At 58.0% G+C, this 17,724-nt stretch carries 18 protein-coding genes; 16 read left to right on the top strand and 2 right to left on the bottom strand.

The genetic code is table 11. The features are described 5' to 3' along the window. Window positions 1-11 precede the first annotated feature (11 nt). Genes ACYVIT_RS19245 through ACYVIT_RS19230 form a run of 4 tightly spaced genes read left to right on the top strand, consistent with a single transcriptional unit; the run spans window position 12 to window position 3,909 of the window. Window positions 12-1,049, top strand: coding sequence for a zinc-dependent alcohol dehydrogenase (locus ACYVIT_RS19245; RefSeq protein WP_415804090.1), 1,038 nt, complete (start codon window positions 12-14; stop codon window positions 1,047-1,049). 41 nt (window positions 1,050-1,090) lie between these two features. After that, complete coding sequence (locus tag ACYVIT_RS19240; RefSeq protein ID WP_415804089.1) at window positions 1,091-2,110, top strand: cyclase family protein; 1,020 nt, start codon at window positions 1,091-1,093, stop codon at window positions 2,108-2,110. A 17-nt stretch (window positions 2,111-2,127) separates the two neighbouring features. After that, the gene (locus ACYVIT_RS19235; RefSeq protein ID WP_415804088.1) at window positions 2,128-2,895 is read left to right on the top strand and encodes an SDR family oxidoreductase; all 768 of its coding nucleotides are present in this window, start codon (window positions 2,128-2,130) and stop codon (window positions 2,893-2,895) included. A gap of 51 nt (window positions 2,896-2,946) precedes the next feature. After that, a complete protein-coding gene (locus ACYVIT_RS19230; protein ID WP_415804087.1) occupies window positions 2,947-3,909 on the top strand; it encodes a tripartite tricarboxylate transporter substrate binding protein in 963 nt (320 codons plus the stop codon). 73 nt (window positions 3,910-3,982) lie between these two features. On the opposite strand, the gene ACYVIT_RS19225 is transcribed toward ACYVIT_RS19230, so the two are convergent. After that, a complete protein-coding gene (locus tag ACYVIT_RS19225) occupies window positions 3,983-4,924 on the bottom strand; it encodes a LysR family transcriptional regulator (protein WP_415804086.1) in 942 nt (313 codons plus the stop codon). 254 nt (window positions 4,925-5,178) lie between these two features. On the opposite strand from ACYVIT_RS19225, the gene hydA reads away from it, so the two are divergent. The 10 genes from hydA to ACYVIT_RS19175 all read left to right on the top strand — a co-directional run bounded on the left by hydA (window position 5,179) and on the right by ACYVIT_RS19175 (window position 15,264). Continuing rightward, window positions 5,179-6,678 (top strand): dihydropyrimidinase, encoded by a 1,500-nt coding sequence (gene hydA, locus ACYVIT_RS19220; RefSeq protein ID WP_415804085.1) that lies wholly within the window; start codon window positions 5,179-5,181, stop codon window positions 6,676-6,678. Window positions 6,679-6,730: 52 nt separating this feature from the next. Next, window positions 6,731-7,585, top strand: coding sequence for a transporter substrate-binding domain-containing protein (locus ACYVIT_RS19215; RefSeq protein WP_415804084.1), 855 nt, complete (start codon window positions 6,731-6,733; stop codon window positions 7,583-7,585). A 29-nt stretch (window positions 7,586-7,614) separates the two neighbouring features. Next, window positions 7,615-8,367 carry an amino acid ABC transporter ATP-binding protein gene (locus ACYVIT_RS19210; RefSeq protein ID WP_415804083.1) on the top strand — a complete coding sequence of 251 codons (753 nt, stop codon included), beginning with the start codon at window positions 7,615-7,617 and terminating at the stop codon, window positions 8,365-8,367. Then, entirely contained in the window at window positions 8,367-9,044 is a 678-nt protein-coding gene (locus ACYVIT_RS19205; protein WP_415804082.1) for an amino acid ABC transporter permease, read from the top strand. Before ACYVIT_RS19210 ends, ACYVIT_RS19205 begins: the two co-directional genes overlap by 1 nt. Before the next feature lie 15 nt (window positions 9,045-9,059). Next, window positions 9,060-9,728: an amino acid ABC transporter permease gene (locus tag ACYVIT_RS19200; protein WP_415804081.1), complete on the top strand. Its 669-nt coding sequence runs from the start codon at window positions 9,060-9,062 to the stop codon at window positions 9,726-9,728. A gap of 104 nt (window positions 9,729-9,832) precedes the next feature. Then, window positions 9,833-10,771 (top strand): dihydrodipicolinate synthase family protein, encoded by a 939-nt coding sequence (locus tag ACYVIT_RS19195; protein ID WP_415804080.1) that lies wholly within the window; start codon window positions 9,833-9,835, stop codon window positions 10,769-10,771. A 30-nt stretch (window positions 10,772-10,801) separates the two neighbouring features. Further along, window positions 10,802-11,461, top strand: coding sequence for an aspartate/glutamate racemase family protein (locus tag ACYVIT_RS19190; RefSeq protein ID WP_415804079.1), 660 nt, complete (start codon window positions 10,802-10,804; stop codon window positions 11,459-11,461). A 4-nt stretch (window positions 11,462-11,465) separates the two neighbouring features. Beyond that, window positions 11,466-12,893, top strand: coding sequence for an FAD-binding oxidoreductase (locus ACYVIT_RS19185; protein ID WP_415804078.1), 1,428 nt, complete (start codon window positions 11,466-11,468; stop codon window positions 12,891-12,893). A 90-nt stretch (window positions 12,894-12,983) separates the two neighbouring features. Next, on the top strand, window positions 12,984-13,931 hold the full coding sequence (locus ACYVIT_RS19180; RefSeq protein ID WP_415804077.1) for an N-carbamoyl-D-amino-acid hydrolase: 948 nt from the start codon (window positions 12,984-12,986) through the stop codon (window positions 13,929-13,931). A gap of 61 nt (window positions 13,932-13,992) precedes the next feature. Further along, the gene (locus ACYVIT_RS19175) at window positions 13,993-15,264 is read left to right on the top strand and encodes an MFS transporter (protein ID WP_415804076.1); all 1,272 of its coding nucleotides are present in this window, start codon (window positions 13,993-13,995) and stop codon (window positions 15,262-15,264) included. Between the two features lie 43 nt (window positions 15,265-15,307). Here ACYVIT_RS19175 and ACYVIT_RS19170 read toward each other — a convergent pair whose 3' ends face one another. Beyond that, the gene (locus tag ACYVIT_RS19170) at window positions 15,308-16,051 is read right to left on the bottom strand and encodes an SDR family oxidoreductase (protein ID WP_415804075.1); all 744 of its coding nucleotides are present in this window, start codon (window positions 16,049-16,051) and stop codon (window positions 15,308-15,310) included. A gap of 359 nt (window positions 16,052-16,410) precedes the next feature. On the opposite strand from ACYVIT_RS19170, the gene ACYVIT_RS19165 reads away from it, so the two are divergent. Further along, complete coding sequence (locus tag ACYVIT_RS19165) at window positions 16,411-16,890, top strand: carboxymuconolactone decarboxylase family protein (protein WP_415804074.1); 480 nt, start codon at window positions 16,411-16,413, stop codon at window positions 16,888-16,890. A gap of 10 nt (window positions 16,891-16,900) precedes the next feature. Then, a complete protein-coding gene (locus ACYVIT_RS19160) occupies window positions 16,901-17,656 on the top strand; it encodes an SDR family oxidoreductase (RefSeq protein WP_415804073.1) in 756 nt (251 codons plus the stop codon). The last annotated feature ends 68 nt before the right edge of the window (window positions 17,657-17,724 follow it).

The raw sequence follows: 17,724 nt of genomic DNA, 5'->3' as shown, positions 1-17,724 counted from the left end.
GAGGAGTCGCCATGCTCGCGTTGAGAAAAACGGCACCTGTACAAGGACTCAATCTGGAGCACGTGGAGGAGCCTTGCGACCTGCAGCCAGATGAGGTCTTGGTCGAGGTCGCTGCAGTGGGAATCTGCGGTTCTGATCTCCATGTGTACGACTGGGGTGCTAACTATGAGTTCATGCGCGAGCGTCTTCCCGTCACGCTAGGGCATGAGTTCTCTGGGCGCGTGGTCAATATAGGGGCCGATGTTTCCAGTTCGAAGATTGGCGATCTGGTGGCGATAATTCCGAGCACCAGTTGTATGAGATGCGAGCATTGCCTTGCTGGATATCCACAGCGGTGTATGCAGCGAAGCACGGTGGGGCTGACTCGGGACGGTGCGTTTGCACGCTATGTCCGTGTGCCCTCCGTCAGTTGCATTCGATTGCCTGAGAACATCGATATGGCGCTGGCCGCGCTCATGGAGCCGCTGAGTGTGGGAGATAACGCCGCGCAGATTGGCGCAGTGTCCATGGGGGACACCGTGGTCGTACTGGGACCGGGGACCATCGGCCAGGCTATTGCACGATGCGCCCGATGGCGGGGGGCATCCCAGGTCATCGTGGTGGGGAAAGGTGATGAGTCCCGGTTAAAGACGGCATTGCAGGTGGGGGCGACCCACGTCATTGATCTGGACGAGACGCCGGATCTCAAGTCCGCGGTGATGGCGCTCACCGGGAATCGACTGGCTGACGTGGTGTTGGAAGCGACGGGGCGTGCCTCCAGTGTCGGCGATGGGTTGGGTCTGCTGCGTAAAGAGGGTGTGCTGGTCTGCGCGGGAATCCACGAGGAACAAGCCATGTTCGATGTGACGTCATTAGTCCGAAATCGTCAGCAAATACGGGGGGCGCACGCGTCGCGCCGTCCCTCCTGGCATGCCGTCGCACACAGAATTGCGAACGAGCCGGATAGTGTGCGGGCCATGATCTCGCGCGAAATGCCTTTGTCCGACGGATTGGTGGGCTTTGACCTTTGTCGAAATCGAGAAGTGTCGAAAGTCATCCTGCGTCCTTGACGCGGGGGGGCAAGCGCTACTTACAACAGGAGTGCAAGGAAATGTCGAAGCGTTGGAAAGTACGTCCACCCGGTTCGAACTGGGGGGATTATGGCGAGGACGATGAACTGGGGCGATTGAATCTCCTCACGCCCGAAAAGCGCCTGGCGGCTGCCCGGGAAATCCGCGAGGGGATTGCGTTCTGCCTGAGCCTGCCATTGGATTTGCCCGGCGGGACGGCGCTGAATCCGAACCGGCACCCGCCGCAACGTCACGTGGCCACTCGAAAACAAGGCAAGCCCAGCGTCAATTACCCGCTGAAGCTGGAAGATAGCCGTTATGTGGATTGTTCCAGCGATGACTCGGTCACGCTGTTTACTCAGTATTCGACGCAATGGGACGCGTTGTCTCACGTGGGCCAATATTTCGATTCGCAGGGTGATGGCACTGCGCAGCCGATGTACTACAACGGCTTTCGCGCGGACGAACACATCAAGCCGCCGCAGTCAGCCGAGCCGGCGTATGCACACCGATTGGGCATCGAGAAGATGGCCGAGACTTGCGTTCAGGGCAGGGGCGTATTGATAGATCTGCATGCGCACTATGGCGATGCACGGACGCTTGTCGATTATGAAATGTTAAAGCGGGTGATCGATACGGATAAAGTCGATGTCGCTCCTGGCGATATGTTGTGCCTGCATACGGGATTTGCTCAGAAACTCGTCGATATGAAAGGCGATCCGGATCCGCATGTATTGCATCATTCATGCGCGGTGCTGGACGGTCGCGACAAGCGGCTTGCGCAATGGATAGAGGATAGCGGTATCTCTGTCTTGATTGCGGATAATTTTGCTGTCGAGGCCTATCCCTATGATCACCAGGGTTGTGATCATTGCGAGGGGTTGCCGCTGCACCAGGTCTGTTTGTTCCGGTTGGGCATCCATCTGGGCGAACTCTGGTATCTCACGCCACTTGCGCGATGGCTGCGCGCCAATAACCGGCATCATTTCATGCTGACCAGCCCGCCGTTGCGGTTGCCGGGCTCGTTCGGTTCTCCTCTTACTCCCGTGGCCACGGTGTAGCTATGGGAATAGACATCATGAAAGCTCGTTTCGAGGGCCGAGTGGCGATCGTGACTGGGGCCCGCCAGGGGATCGGATATGCCGTCGCACAGCGCTTTTATGCCGAGGGCGCTTCTGTCGTGTTGTGGGATGTGGACGAAACACAGACGCGCCGGGCACAAGATGAGCTGGACGCGAATGGGCAGCGGTCATTGGCTGTCTCGGGCAGCGTGGCTGACAGTGAGGCCGTTGCATTGGCTTTTCGCGCCATCGCCGATCGATTTGGCAGAGTCGATATTCTCGTCAACAACGCAGGCATATCACCAAAGCACGGCGGCAAACGGGCGTCGATGGAAACGGTAGACGTGGCCGAGTGGCGCGAGGTCATCGACGTCAATTTAACAGGCGCTTTCCTATGTGCTCAGGCCAGCTTGCCGTTCATGAGAAAGCTGGGCTATGGACGGATAGTGAATATCTCGTCTCAAGCTGCACGCACGTTGTCAACGGTCGCCGGAGGCCACTATGCGGCGTCCAAGGCTGGATTGGTGACCTTGGCGCGCAATCTCGCAGGCGAGGCTGGGCCATACGGGGTGACGGCGAACTGTGTGGCGCCCGGCCGCATCGTGACGCCGATGGCCAATGCGGCAGGCGCTGACGTCAACGCTCAGTATTTGACTCGCATCCCGGTTGGACGGCTAGGAACGGTGGGGGACGTTGCAGCAGCAGTGGCGTTCTTGGCCTCGGAGGAGGCTGGCTTTGTTACCGGCGCCGTGCTTGATGTGAATGGTGGTTCGTTTATGGGCTAGCACGATGCACGTCGCTTTTGATCGACGCGCCACAATAACAGGAGACAAAAAATGGGCTGGATGAGATATCTGCTTGCGGGGTTGTGCATCAGTTTTTCGATGTCGATGGTCTGTGCGGCTGCGTATCCTGATCGGGAAGTGCGTCTGATCGTAAATTATGGCGCAGGGGGAGTCACCGATGTCGCGGCCAGACTGCTGGCGAAAGCCTTGGAACAGGAACTCAAAAAACCTGTCGTCGTGGAAAACAAGGCAGGAGCCCAGGCAACACTGGGACCTGCTCATCTAATGCGGCAGCCCCCTGACGGCTATACGCTCGGCATTATCACGCTGTCCGCCGTATCAATTACGCCTCATATGATCGATGTTCCCTATACGATTGACGATTTCGAATTTATCGGTGGTTCAGGTCGATATCGCTATGGATTGGCAGTTCAGGCAAACGCACCGTACAAGACGGTACAGGAATTTGTGCAAGCCGCACGCGGTGCCAAGGGACAGCCGCTGTTCTTCGGCACGCCGGGAGCACCCAATAATCTCGCTTTTTTTGACATTGCCAAGAAGACCGGCGCCAATCTGGAGCAAGTCCTGTATAAGTCCGGCACCGAGGCTGTGACAGCATTAGCTGCGGGGCAGATTGCGGCCGTGATCCAGACTCCTTCAGAGATAACCCCATTCGTAGAGTCGGGGAAAGTCCGCCTATTGGCGTCAGCCAGCCCCGATAGATGGCAGACCTTGCCGGACATGCCTACCTTGAAAGAAGCCGGCGTGGATGTGGAAATCGGTTCCTGGATGGGCGTCGCTGTACCGAAGGGAACGCCTGCATCTGTGCGCTCGAGGCTGGAACAGGCGTTGGCAGCGGCGATGAAGAATCCCGATCTTGTGAGCGGTTTGAGCAAGATGGGCATAGACCCCGCCTATCTCAGCGGACAGGACTATGCCCAGCTCCTCAAACAGGAATACAAGCTCATGTTGCCGCGCTTGGAGGCTGCGGGGGCGCCGGTGAAAGACCGGTAGGCGTCTATTTGCTGGCGCTGTGTGGAGCAGCTGGCGTCGTCATGCCGCCAGGTCCGATATTGGCGCAGCAGGTTCAGGATTGCGGTAGAACAGCCTCCGCACCTGGTATCTCGATCCCCGAATGTCCTTCTTTCCGAATGACGTCCTTCAGCGTGTCAATAAAGGACTGCGATAGTTGCGAGACGGGCTCATCGCGCAGACGAACCAAGTGAGCCCGCAGGGTCGGGCTCTCTGCAATCGGACGCGTGACAAATCGGCTGGCCGACCAGCTGCGGGCCGAGAACTGGTCAACCAGGGCTATGCCTGCGCCCGCTTGGACAAGCGCACACGCATTTTGCGGCGACCCTACCTCGACGACGGGACGCAGCGGCAGCTCGCTTTCTTCGAACATGCCCTGCACCATGCGTCCAAACGGCGACGATTTTTCGTACGAGATGAATGGATACGCCAGCAGGTCTTTGATCTCGAGGACGGCCCTGCGTGACAGCGGATGGTTGTATGGGCAGATGCACACCAATTGCGCGCGTGCGATTTCTTCTTGTTCCAGACTGGGGTGTTTGATGGGGAGGATCGTGACGGCGAGATCCGCCTGTCGTTTCAGCAACCGTTCGGTCAACGGGTTGTGATTCAGATAATGGAACGTGAGCTTTACGTGCGGGTGCGTATGCCGATAGCTGGCAATGGCAACCGGTATGAGCATCTGGCCCAGGCTAGGGCTGGCGACAATGTTGAGAATTCCTTCCTGGTGTTCAAACAGTTCGCGCGCCATATCGTTTACGCGCTGCACGCCTTCGTATACGACCTCGACTTCATGAAACAGCTTCTTGGCTTCCAGCGTGGCCTGCAGGCGTCCGCGGATCCGATTGAATAGCGGAAAACCGATGCGCTGTTCGGTGTGCGAGAGCAGCCGGCTGACGGCGGGCTGCGAGACGAACAGCATTTCGGAAGCTCCCCGGATGGACCCGGTAATCATCACGGCACGAAACACTTCGATCTGTCGGATATTGAGCTTCATAGGAGGGGGTATCGAGGCTGGCCTGAGGGGCGCCGGTTGCGATTAAGGGTTAACACTTATGCCAACGTTGGGTAGTCAAATTTGAACAAAGGGCGAATTTTCCCCAATTAATTAAGGGTTTTCCCTTGAAAAACATCTACGCTGGCTGAAAATCCTTAACCTCATGTTAATCAATGGGGCTAAAGAAGCAATAGGCATAAGGGTAAAGGAGGTCCAATAATTCTCCCAATTGGAACTCCCTGAGCCATTCACCGATGCAGCCTTCAGATACGTCTCCCGTCGAATTCGATCTCACTATCCGCAACGGGCGGATAAGCAATGCGGACCGCACTTTTTTCGCCGATATCGGTGTGCGCAACGGTGTCATCGTTGAGATTGGGCAGGGGCTGCCTGCCGGCAAGCAGGACGTGGATGCGGACGGTCTGTGGGTACTGCCCGGCGGCATCGACAGCCATACGCACATTGAGCAATTGTCCGGCATGGGTGTGATGTGCGCAGACGATTTTTACTCCGGTACGGTCTCCGCTGCTTTTGGCGGCACCACCACGATTCTGTCCTTTGCCGCTCAGCATCGAAATGACCGTATCCCCGATGTGCTGGAGGACTACTCGCGCCGGGCCAGAGAAAAAGCTGTCATCGACTACGGATTCCATTTGATCCTGGCCAACCCCGACGAACAGGCGTTGATGCACGATCTGCCCGCCGTCATCGATGCAGGCATTACCTCGTTCAAGGTCTACATGACCTATGACAAGCTCAAGCTCGATGACTATCAACTGCTGGATGTGCTGGCAGTGGCGGGTGAGCGTGGGGCGATGGTCATGCTGCATGCCGAGAATCACGACATGATCCGTTGGGTCGCACGCCGCTTGCTGGAGCGCGGCCATACGGCGCCAAAGTTTCATGCGGTATCGCACGATCCGCTGGCGGAATCAGAGGCAACGCATCGCGCCATCGCGCTGTCTCGGTTGATCAATGTGCCGGTGCTTATCGTGCACGTTGCAGGCGCCGAGACTGTGGACATCATTCGCAAGGCGCAGCATTTGGGGGCTCAGGTGTATGCCGAGAGCTGCCCGCAATACCTGTTTCTCGAGGCGAAAGACTCTGATTTGCCGGGATTCGAAGGCGCGAAATTCTGCTGCAGCCCGCCTCCTGGAGACAAGGCGTCGCAAGAAGCCGTGTGGCAAGGTTTCAAGGATGGGACGTTGAATGTCTATTCCTCTGACCATGCGCCTTATCGTTTTGACGAGTCGGGAAAGCTGCCCAAAGGCGACGCCACCACGTTCAAAGAAATGGCCAATGGCGTGCCCGGGATCGAGTTGCGCTTGCCCCTGCTGTTTTCCGAAGGGGTGATGAAAGGCCGTTTGACGCCCGAGGAGTTCGTGGCCTTGACGTCGACCAATCATGCGCACATGTACGGTCTGGCTCCGCGAAAAGGGTCGATCGCTGTGGGCGCGGATGCCGACCTGGTGCTTTGGGATCCGAATCGCAAGACGGTGGTGTCTGCCGAGATGCTGCACGACCGTGTCGGCTACACGCCCTATGAAGGCAGGGAAATCCAAGGCTGGCCGGTCGAGGTCTACAGCCGCGGGCGTTGTGTCGTCAAAGACAACCTGCTCCAAGTCGAGCGCGGCAGCGGCCAATTCATCGCGAGGTCTCGTCCCGATCCCGTGTTGAACCGCCGCGCGCCTGCCGAAGGCCGCGGGATATTCAGCCAGTTTATCGGGCTGAAATCCGCAACCGCAACTGAGTAGTTTCACACAAGCCGGTATTCCGGTGAATTCCTGACAGAACAAGGGGATGTTCATGCAAGGTCTGAAACTGTTTTTTCGTAGTTGCTTGATCGGAAGTTCGTTGTTGGTCGGGGTGGCAAATCAGAGCGCTGCGCAAACCGCACCTATACGGACGGCCGTGGACGCCACGTTCGCGCCGCACGCCATGGCCAGTCTGGGTGGCGGGCTGCAAGGGTTCAACGTAGATCTCGGCAAAGAGATCGCAAAACGTCTGGGCCGTGAAATCACCATCGAGCCTGCGGAGTTTTCCGGGCTGGTGCCGGGGCTGAACAGCCGCCGATACGATTTCCTGATTGCGCCGGTCACTGTGACACCGGAACGCGCGAAGGCCTTGTTGTTCACAGAAGGGTACCTGGATACGGACTACACGTTTCTCGGCCGCAAGAATGAGCCGCCCCTCGAGTCACTGGAGCAATTGAAGGGCAAGGTGATCGCCGTGAACAAGGGCTCCAATTACGAGGCCTGGGCACACGACAACGCCGCGAAATATGGTTTTCGCTACGACGTTTATGGCGGCAATGCGGATGCGGTTCAAGCGGTGCAGGCATCGCGCGCAGATTTCAATCTGGCGGGAACAACCGTGGTCGCCTGGGTGGCGAAGCAGAACCCGCGTATGGTGACCAGCTACACCATCAAGACGGGCCTGGTATGGGCACTGGCATTTCGCAAGGATGACCAGGAGGGACGGCTCCAGGTATCGAATGTCCTGAAATGCATGAAGCAGGATGGAACGGTGTCAAAGCTGGCGGAGAAATGGTTCGGATTCAAGCCCGTGGCAGAAGATGCCGCCGTGCGCATCGCGCCGGGAACGGGCGTGCCCGATATGGAAGGCTACGACCCCGCGCCGGTACAGCCTAAGTGCGCCTGAGCAGCAGACCTGAACTGAGGGAGTGTGTCATGAGTACCAATGCCATTCTTGAGATTTCCGGTTTGTGCAAACAGTATGGTCAGACCGAGGTGTTGCGCGGCATAGACCTGCAGGTGGATAAAGGGCAACTCGTGTGCGTGATCGGCCCTTCGGGTTCCGGGAAAAGCACGATGTTGCGATGCTGCAATCTGCTGGAAGTCCCCAGCTCTGGCCGCATCGTAGCCAATGGCCATAACGTGCTGGATCCCAAGACGGATATCAACCGGATGCGTCAGGATGTGGGGATGGTGTTTCAACAGTTCAATCTGTATCCCCACCTGAATGCGTTGGATAACGTCAAGCTGGCGCTGTGCAAAGTGCAGAAACACAGCACGGACGAAGCTCGCAAGATCGCCATGTCGGCATTGGAGCGCGTCGGATTGGGGCATAAGGCAGATGCCATGCCGGCACAGCTGTCGGGTGGACAGCAACAGCGTGTCGGCATCGCACGAGCCATTGCGCTCGCGCCCCAGATCATCTTATTTGATGAGCCGACCAGTGCGCTGGACCCCGAGCTGGTCGAAGACGTGTTGGGCGTCATGCGAGAGCTGCGGGCAAGCGGCATGACGATGCTGGTGGTCACGCACGAAATGGCATTTGCGCATGCCGTCGCGGACAAAGTCGTCTTTATGGATGGCGGGGTCGTTGTAGAGCAAGGCAGCGCGGCCGATATCTTCGAGCATCCAAAAGAAACACGAACCCGCAGCTTTTTGGCTCGCTACGCAAACAGGCTCGTTCACTGATGGGGACGTCCAGCGGATTTTTCTTTACGTTTTTCAACGTCGATATTGCCGTCCAATATCTGCCGGCACTCGCTGCCGGCGCGGCGGTGACGTTGGGAACCGGGCTGGCTGTGGTGCTGACGGGCACTGTCCTGGGTGTGGCCCTGGCCATACTCCGGGCGCTGGAATGCCGCGTCCTGACGTTGATGATCGTGGCGTTTGCCGATGTGTTGAGGTCGTTGCCGCCCCTGGTGATCCTGATCGTGATGTATTTCGGTCTGCCCGAGGTGGGCCTGCCCTTGTCGGCATTGTTCGTGACGTGGTTTGCGCTCTCTCTGGTGCTGGCTGCTTATGCCGAAGAAAGCGTCTGGGCGGGAATCTCGTCATTGCCTGATGGCCAGATGGAGGCGGCGCGATCGACAGGCTTGTCATGGTGGTCCGCGATGCGATGGGTCGTATTGCCGCAGGCGCTGCGGCGTGCCGTGCCTACGCTGACCAATCGCATCATTTCCATCACGAAGAACACGGCATTGGGATCGGTCGTGTCACTGAACGAGTTGCTCAATGCGGCGCAAGGCGCAAGCAGCCTGTCCGGGAATCCCACGCCTTTGATGATGGCGGCCTTGTCGTACGTAGTCATTTTCCTGCCTTTGGTGATCCTGTCCAGATGGCTGGAAAGAAATTGGGTTCGATGCTGAGCGCTGGATGACACTATGGAAAATCTGATCCAGAACTTCTTTAACCTGCCTCTTTATGCGGATGTTTTTCCGTATTTGATGAAGGGCCTCTGGACCACCGTATGGTTGTCGGCCATCGTGATTCCGCTTGGCGCCCTATCAGGGCTGGTGCTGGCGGTGATCGTCACACAATCCAGCCGCCGATGGCTGCGTTGGGCGGTGATTGCGTATATCGATTTTTTCCGCGCTTTTCCTCCGTTGGTGTTGCTCATACTGGTCTACTTCGGTTGGCCGTTCCTCGGGGTGGAACTGGACAAGCTGACTGCCGTCGTCATCGCTTTTGTATTGAATAACGCGAGCTATTACGCAGAGGTGTTTCGAGCCGGTCTCGAGGGCGTACCGAAAGGGCAGATGGAAGCTGCTCGCTCGACCGGGCTGGCGCGCTGGCAGGCGCTTTGCTATGTCCTGATTCCTCAGGCCGCGCGGAATGTGCTGCCTGATCTGGTGGGTAACAGTATCGAGGTGTTGAAGTTGACGACCATCGCCAGTGTCGTGGCGCTCCCGGAGCTGCTGCGTTCTGCCAGAGATGCTCAGGCGCTGCTCTATAACCCGTCGCCCATTGTGCTCGCGGCGCTGATGTATCTGGTGTTGTTGTGGCCGCTGACCCGCTGGTTGGGTAGGCTGGAGCATAGGCGGTCGCGCTAGACGATACAGACACTATTCACGAATTTCAGGACGCACTGATACGTCCTCGTGGGGAAACTACGCCCTGAGTGGGCTGATCAAGACTTTTTGGAGTGATTCTACCTATGGCTACCCAATCGCATCGCCTCACAGAGCAGGCCAGCGGCGTGTACATCATTGCGGCGACGCCGTTTGATGATCAAGGTGAGGTTGACCTGTATAGCATCGACAGCCTGACCGATTTTTATCTTGAGAAAGGCGTGACCGGCTTCACTATCCTGGGCATGATGGGCGAGGCCCCCAAGCTCAGCGAAGCGGAAACAACCCTGGTGATGGAACGCATCCTCAAACGCGTTGATGCCCGAGTGCCGGTCGTGGTGGGCGTGAGCCATTCGTCGAATCGACACATCGAACGGCTCTCCAAGGAGGCAATGGATCTGGGCGCGGCGGGAGTCATGGTTGCCCCGGTCCCCAATCTGAAGACTGACGAGCAGGTCTACGGTTACTACGCCAATATTGCGAAATTACTGGGGCGAGACACACCGATCTGCCTGCAGGATTTCCCTCAGGCGACGGGTGTGCACACATCGGTATCAGTCATCAATCGGCTGATCGACGAGTTCGAGCAGGTGGTCATGCTCAAGCACGAGGACTTTCCCGGTATGCGCAAGCTGAGCCAAGTCCGGCAGGACAGTGAGGCGGGCGGACGCCGCCGCATCAGTATTCTGGTGGGCAATGGCGGACTGTTCCTGCCGCAGGAAATGCTGCGCGGCGCCGATGGCGCGATGACGGGGTTTGCGTTTCCCGAGATGTTGGTTCAGGTATGCCGGCTGTTTAGCGAGGGGAAATCCGAAGCCGCGGAAGATCTGTTCAACGTGTATCTGCCGTTGCTGCGTCATGAGTTCCAGTACGGCATCGGCTTGGCCTTGCGCAAGGAAACGTTGCGCCGCCGCGGCGCGATTCGTTCGGCATTTGTGCGCAAGCCCGGCCCCGTTCTGGATGCACGGGATTATGAAGAACTGACGCGTCTGATCGCGCGCCAGGAAATCGCGTTGGCTCGATAAGAAAAACTGACAGCCACCAAAGGACAAGCCATGAAGAAAACGCTTTATGTGATCAATCCAAATAGCAACACGGGTGTGACCGCCGGGATTGACGCTGCGCTGGATATTCTGCGCCAGGATGACGCGCCGAAGATCGAGTGCGTGACATTAAAGGATGGGCCGCCTGGGATTCAGACCCAGCGCGATGTTGATCTGGCCGCTGTGCTGGTGCGAGAGTTCGCCGAGCAGCATCGAGAGGATGCTGCGGGGTTCGTGACGGCGTGCTTCAGCGATCCCGGGCTGCATTCGCTGCGCGAGATACCGGGCGTTTTGTCGCTGGGTATCAGCGAAGGCTCGGCTCTGACGGCGATGACTCTAGGCCAGAGGTTTGGCGTCATCGCCATCCTGGATGTGTCCATTCCCCGGCATATGCGGGCCTGGGCCGCGATGGGGATCAATGATCGTGTGGCAGGAGAGGTCGCGATTGGGCGTACGGTGGCGGAGTTGGCCGACAGCGAAGCGACCTTGAAGTCCATGATCGAGGCCGGCAAGTCGCTGCGAGACGAACATCGGGCCGATGTCCTGGTCATGGGATGCGCCGGGATGGCGAGCTATCGCGAATCGTTGCAACAAGCCGTCGGGCTGCCCGTCGTCGAGCCCAGCCAGGCAACCGTCGCCATGGCGCTGGGACGCCTGCGCCTGGGATGGTGAGCGCATGAGCCGATCCATTCCCCACCTCAAGTCCCAGTTCTTGCAGCGTTTATCCGAAATCGTCGGAGAGCCGGGACTCGTCAGCGACGCGCAGCAGAAAGACGATCACGACACTGACTGGCTGAAGAAGTGGCACGGCCGCAGTTGCGCGGTGGTGCGTCCAGAGAGTACTGAGCAGGTCGCACAGGTGATGCGGCTCTGTCACGAAACACGCATTCCCGTAGTGACTCAGGGAGGCAATACGGGAATGAGTGGCGGGGCCACGCCTGATGACAGCGGTGCGCAGTTGATCCTGAGCACGTCGCGGCTGCGGCGCATCAGAGAAGTCGATCCCTTGAACAATACGATCACCGCTGAGGCAGGGGTGTTGCTCGCACATGTTCAAGAGGCGGCTCAGGAGGTGAATCGCTATTTCCCTCTCAGCCTGGGGTCCGAGGGCAGTTGCACCATTGGGGGCAACCTGGCGACCAATGCCGGGGGTGTTGCGGTACTGCGTTATGGCAATACCCGCGACCTGGCGCTGGGACTGGAGGTCGTACTGCCCGATGGCCGCATCTGGAATGGTCTGCGTGCATTGCGTAAAGACAATACCGGCTATGCGTTGAGAGACCTGTTCATCGGCTCGGAGGGAACGCTCGGCGTGGTGACCGCCGCCGTACTCAAACTGTTTCCGCGACCCGTGGCCCGCGTGGCGGCGTGGGTCGGTTGCGATAGCATGGAAAACCTGTTGGCCTTGCTGGCACTGAGCCGAGATACCTGCGGCGACCGCCTTGTCGCGTTCGAGATGCTGACGCAAGCCTCGGTGGATCTCATCATGCAGCACATCACGGATGCAAGACAGCCGTTGGCGAGTGCGCATAAATTCCATGCTCTGGTCGAGCTGGCCGATACTCGCGAGAGTGGCTTGGCAGAAATGCTGGAAGGGACGCTCGAGCGGGCCATGGCCGCTGGCTATGTCGAAGACGCCGTTGTCGGGCTCAATATTGCACAACGGCAGGCATTCTGGAAAATCCGTGAGGGAATCTCGCAGGCGCAGGTCCGGGCTGGCAAGGCGATCAAGCACGATATTGCTTTACCCATATCGAAGTTACCTCGATTCGTGGCTGATGCGGACGCCGCCGTGAAAAAGGTCAAGCCCGACGCTTGCATCATTAATTTTGGACATATGGGCGATGGCAACTTGCATTTCAATGTGCTGATGCCGCTAGACACGCCCGCGGCTGAAATGTCGCAAGCCGTGAGGCTGCTCAATCGCGTTGTGCATGACCTCGTCCATGAGGCCAATGGCAGTATCAGCGCCGAACATGGCGTCGGGCAATTGCGGCGCGATGAGCTGCGTAACTACAAATCCTCCGTCGAGCTGGATCTGATGATGCAGCTCAAGCAGTCTATGGATCCGAACCAGATCATGAACCCTGGGAAGCTGCTTTGAGCATTGCGGCTCAAACATCAGGGCATGAAATTTTTTCGCAGTACTGCACGGTTTTTTTCAACGTCGTGCATTTTTTTAAATGAGATAAGTATGAGTAATAGCAGACACTTGGGAATCGCCGTTGCCCAGATGGGGCCGGTGCATTTGGACGATAGCCGTGCCGCCGTGGTAAAGAGACTCGTCGAAATGTTGAACGAGGCCGCCTCCAGAGGAGCGAAGCTCGTTGTTTTCCCGGAGCTGGCCCTGACCACCTTCTTTCCGCGTTACTGGATGACCGAGGAAGAGGCCGTCGAACGTTTTTTTGAACGGTCCATGCCGAACAAGGATGTGCAGCCGCTATTCGATGCTGCGAAGGCTCGGGGCGTCGGGTTCTATCTGGGATATGCAGAACTGACTCCCACCGGCCAGCGCTTTAACACCAGTATCCTGGTCGATGCGAACGCCAACGTCATCGGAAAGTATCGCAAGATCCACTTGCCAGGGCATTCCGATCACAAGGTGGATGCACCGTTTCAGCATCTGGAGAAGAAATTCTTCGAGGTGGGCGACGTGGGTATTCCGGTATTTGAGGCATTCGATACGCGCGTTGGCATGTGCCTGTGCAACGATCGCCGTTGGCCCGAGACCTGGCGCGTGATGTCGCTGCAGAGTGCAGAGGTCGGGGTATTGGGCTACAACACGCCGTCTGTCAACATTCATTGGAATGAGCCTGTGCATTTGCGCATGTCGACTCATCTGGTGTCGCTGCAGGCCAGTGCCTATCAGAATGCAATGTGGATCGCCGCCGCCGCCAAATGCGGATCGGAAGATGGGCATCACATGATTGGCGGCTCCGTTATTGTCGCGCCGACCGGTGAAATTGTTGCACGCGCCATATCCGAGGACGACGAGGTCATTGTGACCTCGGCAGATCTGTCGTGGGTCGAGAATTTCCGTAATCACGTCTTCAATTTCGCCAAGCATCGCCGCCCGGAGCACTACAAAATCATTGTAGAGCGCACCGGTGCGGGCGAGCCTTTGCCGATTCCAAAGATCTGATCTGCACGTCTTTGAGGCCGGCGAATCCGTGTTTCGCCGGCCAGGCAAAAAAGGGAAATAAATGAGTCAATACAATACCTCGGGTACCGAGGCCTTGAGTGCCGCCCCGGCATCTCACGATGCCGACACTCAAAATGATGGGGCGCGCAACAGCCCGATGCGGGCACTGATCGCGGCCGTCTCCGGCTATGCCATGGATGGCTTTGATCTCCTGATCCTCGGGTTCATGCTGAATGTGATTGGACTTGAGCTCGGCTTGACCGAAGCACAAAGCGGGTCGTTGGTCACCGCGACGCTGATCGGCGGGATTTTTGGCGGAATCGGTTTCGGTATCCTCAGCGATTACTACGGTCGAGTCAGGGTGTTGACGTACACCATCCTGATGTTCGCGATATTCACAGGCCTTTGCGCCTTGGCCGTTGGCTACTGGGACTTGATGGCGTATCGATTCCTGGCGGGGCTTGGTCTGGGCGGCGAATTCGGTATCGGTATGGCGCTGGCTATCGAGGCATGGCCGGCAGAGAAACGTGGCCGTGTGTCGTCGTATGTGGGAATGGGATGGCAACTGGGGGTGCTGGGGGCGGCGGTATTGACGCCATTGCTCTTGCCGCACATCGGGTGGCGCGGCATGTTTGTTGTGGGGCTCTTTCCTGCAGTGGGATCGTTCATCATTCGCAAAGTCATTGGCGAATCCGAGATCTTCCTGCGCTCTACAAAGAAGAAAAAGCGCGAGTTCCCGATCAAGACATTGTTCCGTGATGCTGAGACGACCAAGCGCAGCATCGGCGTGATCATTCTGTGTTCGGTACAGAACTTCGGGTACTACGGACTCATTGTCTGGATGCCGGCCTATTTGTCGAAGATGTTCGGCTATAGCCTGGCAAAATCCGCCGTGTGGACGGGGGCATCGATCATCGGGATGCTGGTGGGTATCTGGATCTTCGGCCAATTGGCGGATCGGATCGGCCGGCGCCCCACGTTTGTCGGTTATCAGATCGGTGCGCTTGTCATGGTGTTCGTTTATTCGACCCTGACCTCGCCGGAGGCATTGTTGATCGGTGGGGTGGTGATGGGCGTGTTCGTCAACGGCATGATGGGCGGGTACGGCGCGCTCTTGGCAGAGCTCTATCCGACTCACGCGCGGGGGACTGCCCAAAACGTGCTCTGGAGCATCGGGCGGGGAGTGGGGGGCTTCAGTCCGTTGGTGATTGGCGCTCTGGCCTCCTATTATTCGTTTGGGATTGCCATCGCCGCATTGGCCATGATTTATCTGATCGATATCTTTGCCACGATCTGGCTGATTCCCGAGTTGAAAGGGGCGGAGCTCGAATAAGCCGCGCGACCATCGCTGTGGCGCTACAGCGATGGTCAAACCATCAGTTCATTCCACCATTGGCCCGCAGCGTCTGCCCGTTCACCCATGAACCCTGCGGGCTCGCGAGAAACGATACGACGTTGGCAATGTCTGCCGGTGTGCCCAGCCGCTCCATCGGATTCAGTTTGGCCAGCCGCTCGATCAGCTCGGTGGATTTGCCGTCCAGAAACAAGTCGGTCGCAGTAGGGCCGGGAGCCACGGCATTGACCGTGATCGACTTCCCCCGTAACTCTTTAGACAGCACGCCAGTCAGGGTTTCGACCGCGGCCTTGGTGGCGGCGTAGACGCCATAACCCTCTTGTCTCAGGCCGATGACGCTGGTCGAGAAGTTGATGATGCGTCCGCCCTCGCGCATGCGCCGTGCGGCCTGGCGCATGGCGTTGAAGCTGCCTTTCAGATTGATGTTGATCAGGCGATCGAACGCAGCATCGTCAAACTGCGCGATGGCCGATAGATGCATAACGCCCGCGTTGTTGACCAACACGTCGATGCCGCCGTAGCGGGCCTCGGTGGCATCGAACAACTGTTCGACTGCGGCGTTGTCGCTGACGTCGGCTTGCAGGGCGTGGGCCTCGCCGCCTGATGCGCGGATACGTTCCACGACTTGTTCCGCATCGTCGCGCCGACCGGCGTAATTGACGGCCACCGCGTAGCCGTCAGCTGCCAGGCGCTCCGAGATGGCGGCACCGATGCCGCGGGATCCTCCTGTGACCAGGGCGACTCGCAAGGGGGAAGGGGCGTTCATGTTGATGTCCTTGGTTATCTGCCGGAATGGCGTAAAGAGACTTTATTCGTTATTTTTAGTTGGATAATCTGGCCAAATTTGCATGGACTATTCAAGGATTTGAATAATGGCGGGGTTTAAAGTCGGGCGATAGCCTGGCCGATGCGCGTTTACCCCGAAACCTGGAATGCGCTTTCCCGATGATTCTCGTGCAAGGCGATCGACGATTGGTGTTATTCAATCAACATCATGATCCCCTCGGAGGACCTACCGGTGGACTCCCTGGCCCCCTACGATGTGACTGTCCGTTGCTGCACCGTTGCAACGACCGTTTTCGAGCCGCCGGGCGGGCGGCGTCAATCTATATCGAGGGAATCATCATGAGTCAGCGTATCAACGCGTTTGCGCAATCCCCTGAGTTGTTCAAGAAATTCGTCGAGTTTGGCATGCTCGTGAAATCCGGCTCCATCGAGCACGAGATCCTCAATCTGGTCGATATCCGTGCGTCGCAACTCAATGGCTGCGGGTTTTGCCTCGATATGCACGTCAAGCAGGCCAAGATCCAGGGCGAACGCGAGCTGCGTCTGCACCACGTTGCCATTTGGCGCGAATCTACATTGTTTTCGCCGCGTGAACGCGCCGCGCTGGCATGGACCGAGGTACTGACCCACCTGCCTGCACAGGGCGTGCCTGCCGATATCTACGAGCGCGTGCGTACGCAGTATTCGGAAAAAGAGCTGACGGAGCTGAGTTTCGCCATCATGGCGATCAACGGCTGGAATCGTCTGAACGTGGGATTCCAGACGGTTCCGGGTTCAGCGGACAAGGCCTATGGCCTGGACAAAGCCAATCTGAGCTAAGGAATTCATCATGAAAATCCTGGTCATTGGTGGTACGGGCCTGATCGGCTCCAAACTGGTCGCCATCCTGCTTCAGCACGGCCATAATGCCATCGCGGCATCGCCGGCTACGGGAGTGAATACGATCACTGGCGAAGGCCTGGCCGAGGCGCTCAAGGGTGTGCAAGTCGTCGTAGACGTGGCGAATTCTCCGTCGTTCGAGGACAAGGCTGTGCTGGAGTTTTTCGCCACGTCAGGGCGGAACCTGCTCGCTGCCGAGGCCGAGGCTGGCGTTCGCCATCACGTGGCGCTGTCGGTGGTCGGTACGCATCGACTCGCGGAAAGCGGCTATTTCCGCGGCAAGATCGCCCAGGAAAAGCTGATCAAGGCCAGCGGCATTCCGTACACGATCGTCCATAGCACGCAGTTCTTTGAGTTCTTGGGCGGTATCGTGCAGTCCGGCGCCGAAGGCGATCATATTCGTTTGCCTGCGGCCTACGTGCAGCCTATTGCGTCGGACGATGTGGCCAGGGCGATGGCAGACGCCACACTGGCGGCACCGGTGAACGGGACCATTGAAATCGCCGGTCCGGAAAAGGTGCGCATGGCCGCATTGGTCGAGCGCTATCTGGCCAATACAGGTGATGCTCGTTCGGTCATTGCGGATCAGCAGGCCCGTTATTTCGGCGCACTGTTGGAGGACGATACGCTCGTACCAGTTCGCAATCCCCATTTGGGGGCGATTAATTTCGATACGTGGTTTCGCCGATCACGAGCCACGTTGTAAGTCGATCGGCAGGAGTGGTGGAGGTGATAGCATCCGTTGTCGCCTCCATTCTCAGATCTGAAATGAGA

This window comes from Bordetella muralis, from assembly GCF_054781015.1.
Note: the sequence above shows the minus strand (reverse complement) of the source record. Positions and strands in the feature narration are given on the sequence as shown.

Coding starts and splice junctions, on each gene's coding strand:
- ACYVIT_RS19245 (WP_415804090.1), top strand. CDS start 12: ATGCTCGCGTTGAGAAAAACGGCACCTGTACAAGGACTCAATCTGGAG.
- ACYVIT_RS19240 (WP_415804089.1), top strand. CDS start 1,091: ATGTCGAAGCGTTGGAAAGTACGTCCACCCGGTTCGAACTGGGGGGAT.
- ACYVIT_RS19235 (WP_415804088.1), top strand. CDS start 2,128: ATGAAAGCTCGTTTCGAGGGCCGAGTGGCGATCGTGACTGGGGCCCGC.
- ACYVIT_RS19230 (WP_415804087.1), top strand. CDS start 2,947: ATGGGCTGGATGAGATATCTGCTTGCGGGGTTGTGCATCAGTTTTTCG.
- ACYVIT_RS19225 (WP_415804086.1), bottom strand. CDS start 4,924: ATGAAGCTCAATATCCGACAGATCGAAGTGTTTCGTGCCGTGATGATT.
- hydA (WP_415804085.1), top strand. CDS start 5,179: ATGCAGCCTTCAGATACGTCTCCCGTCGAATTCGATCTCACTATCCGC.
- ACYVIT_RS19215 (WP_415804084.1), top strand. CDS start 6,731: ATGCAAGGTCTGAAACTGTTTTTTCGTAGTTGCTTGATCGGAAGTTCG.
- ACYVIT_RS19210 (WP_415804083.1), top strand. CDS start 7,615: ATGAGTACCAATGCCATTCTTGAGATTTCCGGTTTGTGCAAACAGTAT.
- ACYVIT_RS19205 (WP_415804082.1), top strand. CDS start 8,367: ATGGGGACGTCCAGCGGATTTTTCTTTACGTTTTTCAACGTCGATATT.
- ACYVIT_RS19200 (WP_415804081.1), top strand. CDS start 9,060: ATGGAAAATCTGATCCAGAACTTCTTTAACCTGCCTCTTTATGCGGAT.
- ACYVIT_RS19195 (WP_415804080.1), top strand. CDS start 9,833: ATGGCTACCCAATCGCATCGCCTCACAGAGCAGGCCAGCGGCGTGTAC.
- ACYVIT_RS19190 (WP_415804079.1), top strand. CDS start 10,802: ATGAAGAAAACGCTTTATGTGATCAATCCAAATAGCAACACGGGTGTG.
- ACYVIT_RS19185 (WP_415804078.1), top strand. CDS start 11,466: ATGAGCCGATCCATTCCCCACCTCAAGTCCCAGTTCTTGCAGCGTTTA.
- ACYVIT_RS19180 (WP_415804077.1), top strand. CDS start 12,984: ATGAGTAATAGCAGACACTTGGGAATCGCCGTTGCCCAGATGGGGCCG.
- ACYVIT_RS19175 (WP_415804076.1), top strand. CDS start 13,993: ATGAGTCAATACAATACCTCGGGTACCGAGGCCTTGAGTGCCGCCCCG.
- ACYVIT_RS19170 (WP_415804075.1), bottom strand. CDS start 16,051: ATGAACGCCCCTTCCCCCTTGCGAGTCGCCCTGGTCACAGGAGGATCC.
- ACYVIT_RS19165 (WP_415804074.1), top strand. CDS start 16,411: ATGAGTCAGCGTATCAACGCGTTTGCGCAATCCCCTGAGTTGTTCAAG.
- ACYVIT_RS19160 (WP_415804073.1), top strand. CDS start 16,901: ATGAAAATCCTGGTCATTGGTGGTACGGGCCTGATCGGCTCCAAACTG.